This window comes from Delftia sp. WSY_22 (assembly GCF_043104185.1).
GTDB lineage: Bacteria > Pseudomonadota > Gammaproteobacteria > Burkholderiales > Burkholderiaceae_C > Comamonas > Comamonas tsuruhatensis.
Genome location: NZ_JBICKN010000042.1, coordinates 1 through 2,229, shown reverse-complemented (window position 1 = coordinate 2,229; position 2,229 = coordinate 1). Strand labels below are relative to the sequence as shown.

1 pseudogene is annotated in these 2,229 nt (G+C 69.2%); it reads right to left on the bottom strand.

Going from position 1 to position 2,229, the window contains the following annotated elements:
- Positions 1 to 2,229: pseudogene (locus ACF8NF_RS20365) on the bottom strand (RHS repeat protein); the annotation flags it as partial.

Here is a 2,229-nt window from a genome sequence, read left to right as displayed (position 1 = left end):
CAGGGTCGATCTGCCAGCGGGCGGTGGTCTGGGGGTCCTGGCTGTCGGTGGCCGCTCTGAGGCGCCCGGCGCTGTCGTAGCCGTAGCGCAGCAGTTGTGCGGCCTGGCCCGGGGCGCCGGCCTGTTCGATGGCAACGAGCTGGCCCAGGCTGTCGTAGTGGTAGCGGCGGCCAAGGATCTGGCCGATGAGGGGCTGGACGAGGTGTTCCCTGCCTTCCATGCTTTGCAGGCCTGTGGTGCCCAGGGCCGTGAGGCGGCCCATGCTGTCCCATTGGCGTTGCACCTGCAGGGGGTGGTGTGCGTCTGCGTCTGCATCTGCTTCTGCTGCGGGGGTGGGTGGGTGCAGGCTGCGGCGGACTTCGCGGTGCAGGGCGTCGCGTTCGAAGTCGATGAGGCCGGCGCCGTTGAGCTGCAGTCCGTGCACATGGCCTGAGCCGTAGGTGAGCCAGGCGATCTTTCCCAGGCCTTGCAGCTGGCTGTGCTGGCGTGCGCCCAGCGCGTCCAGGCTGTGGGCGATGCGGTGTTCGTATTCGATCTGGTCTGCGCCGCCGCCCCCGTTGCTGTGCTTGCCGGGCCGGTACAGCTGCTGCACTTCTGCCGTGATGCGGCCCAGGGCATCGCGTTCCAGTGCTATGCGGCTTTGCAGTTGGATGGTGTTCTCTGCGGTGTTCTCGACGGTGTGCTGCCAGACGCTGGCGGTCATGAGGCGTCCGGCCGCATCCCATTCGTAGCGGTGGGTCTGGGCCGGCGCATGGGCCGTGGCGGGCAGCTGACGTTCGACCAATCTGCCGCCTTCGTCCCAGCGGTAGTGGCTGCTGCTTTGCCGTGCAGCGTTGCCGTCCGTGGCTTCCATGAGCTGGCCTGCCGCATCCCAGCGGTAGCGCTGCAGCCGCTGGTCGAACCCTTCTTCCTGCACGAGCCTGTCCAGCGCGTCCCAGGCAAAGCGGCTTTGGGCTCCGTTTTCGTTGACGAGACGCGTGAGGCGGCCAGCGCTGTCGTATTCGAAGGCCAGGGTGAGGCCGCCATGTGTTCGCTGGACCAGCCTGCCCCAGAGGTCGTAGCGCAGGTGGATGCTGGGGTCGGCGGCCGGTGCAGCAGGGCTTTGTCCCCCCATGAGAGGGGTGAGCGGGGGCTGGGCCGGTTCGATGCGCGTGAGGTGGCCTGCGCTGTCGTAGTGGTAGCGCTCGATCTGGCCGTTGGGCAGTTCGCTGGCCACGATGCGGCCCTGGCCGTCGCGCTGGTGGCGTTGGCGCTGGCCCAGGGCGTTGCCCACTTCGATGAGCGCACCCCAGCGGTCGTAGTGGTAGTGCGTGCTGTGGCCCGAGCAGTCGGTGTAGCTGAGCAGTTGGCCCGCATCGCTCCAGGCCAGCTGTTTGCTGCCGCCCTGGGCGTCTTCGATGCGCCGGGGGCTGTCGCAGGTGAGCGGCGCTTCCTGGGGGTCGGGGTAGTGGTAGCGCTCGGTGCTGCCGTCGGCCTGGGTGATCTGGGTGAGGCGTCCCCAGGCGTCGTATTGGTAGCCGGTGGTGGCCCCTGCCGTGTCGGTGGCGCTGAGCAGGCGGCCTGTGGCTTCGTCATGCTCCTGCTGGGTGCTGCGCCCGTCGGGCAGTTGCACGCCGATGAGCCGGCCCTGGCCGTCGCGCCTGAGGTGGACGCTGCGGCCCAGCGGGTCGGTGCGCGAGGCCAGGCGGCCGAAGCTGTCGTAGCTTTGCAGCCAGCGGCTGCCGTCGGCCTTGTGGTGGGCGATGAGGCGCGACAGGCCCGCCGCACCTTCGAAGTAGTAGGTCTCGATGCGATCCAGGCTGTCGCTGACGCGGGTGGCCGCGCGCTGCTGGCCGTCCGGGCCCGGCGGTTGGCTGAGGTAGTCGAAGCGGAAGGACAGCCCTTCCTGGTTGCTGTGTTCGATGACGCGGGCGCCGGGCTGGGCGCTCTCGTAGCGGTAGCGGTGCCAGGGTCCGCTGGCATGGCGGTGGGCGCTGATGCGGTGGTGGTCCCATTCGAATTCGCGCACGAGCTGGCCTGCGCGGTCGTGGACGGTGATGAGATCGCCTGCACTGCTGTAGCCGTAGCGCACGAGCGTGATGGGAGCGATGGGGGTGGACACGGGATGCAACGGGTCCTGCGTGAGGTCGACCCCGATGAGGCGCCAGCCATCGTCGGCGCCCCACAGTCCGTTCAGGCCCTGCGCGTCCTTGCCGCCGTGGATGCGCTGGTGCAGCAGGCGGTAGCGCC